Origin of the sequence: Mesorhizobium sp. (assembly GCF_004963255.1) — a bacterium.
Lineage (GTDB): Bacteria > Pseudomonadota > Alphaproteobacteria > Rhizobiales > Rhizobiaceae > Mesorhizobium.
This window is the reverse complement of sequence record NZ_SUGA01000093.1, coordinates 1-1143: the sequence shown is the minus strand read 5'-3', so window position 1 is coordinate 1143 and position 1143 is coordinate 1. Positions and strand designations below refer to the sequence as shown.

Here is a 1143-nt window from a genome sequence, read left to right as displayed (position 1 = left end):
TACGAATGAGCCGCAGGAGGCATTTGACGAACGGGGAAGCAAGGGCCTCGTCGTCCCCGTGGACAGCAGGGCCAACCGGTTCATGAGGAATTTCGCTTTTCCCCAATTTCAGTACTCCTCTTGAAGGACGATCTCTTTTTCTGCGATGTGTGGTTCGGGCGCTTGCGTGGGCGGGGAATGGCTTGGGCGAGCCGATCCCACGCAACAGTGTCCCGTGGCCGACCTCGAGCACGTCCACCAATGCGAGACCTTTCACCGCGGCGCGAACGCCTGCGCCGCGGTTCGACCCGAGGTAAACGCAATGGAAATTCCACCTGCCGCAAGCCGCGCACTTTTGCGGCATCGACGTTATTGCTGCGAAGTGCGCCTGGGCGGGCGGATTTGCCGGTGTTCAATTCCAATTGTCATGCCCTTCGCGATCCTTGCTCAGGAAGTGACAGCGTTTTGAGTTTCGGAAGTCTTGTTTTGCGGAGCCACACAGAGACCCGCGTGACAGGCAGGCTCACCCGTGTAGTTGGCCAGGGCTTGGAGCAACGAGGTGAGGTAGCGCTGTTTGGTTTGGTCCGGCACTGGCTCCGAATGGTCCAGCGATTTGATTGCCACCTCGATCAACTCGATCGCCCGGTCCTTGTTGCCGCTCTCGTAATAATACTGAGCGACCGGAAAGTAACACCCGAATTTAAAGTCTCCATCGCCTTGCGGAGGATTAAGTTCCAGGATCTGTTCGGAGAGCTCCTTGCCCATCGCAAAGCGATCATCATGCGGAAGATGGGAGTTGTCGATCGTGGGATGGAAGAGTTGGTTCAGCGCCATCACCACCCAAGACATCGCTTCGAACTTTTTGTTGATCGCGTCCTCGACCAATTCGCGCATAAGCGGCAAGCCGGTTTTGATGTCGCGCAGCTTGTGAAGCAGAATATCCGCATGAACCCGCCGAAAATCAAAAGAGTCTGGCATCACGGCGAGGCCTTCTTCGATGGCCAATAGTGCCGCTGCCCAATCCTCGTCCTGCATCGCCGGCCCAAGTTTGGCGTATATCGGCTGACTCAGCGACGATTCGCGCACACGCGAGATTCGCTTTGCATCGACGGCTTTCGCTTCATAGCTGCTGCGCCAGCTGCCGTTAAGGACTTTCGGCAAAAC

General features: G+C 57.0%; 1 pseudogene. It reads right to left on the bottom strand.

Going from position 1 to position 1143, the window contains the following annotated elements:
* Nucleotides 1-426: 426 nt before the first annotated feature.
* Nucleotides 427-1143: pseudogene (locus E5X34_RS32555) on the bottom strand (TlpA family protein disulfide reductase); the annotation flags it as partial.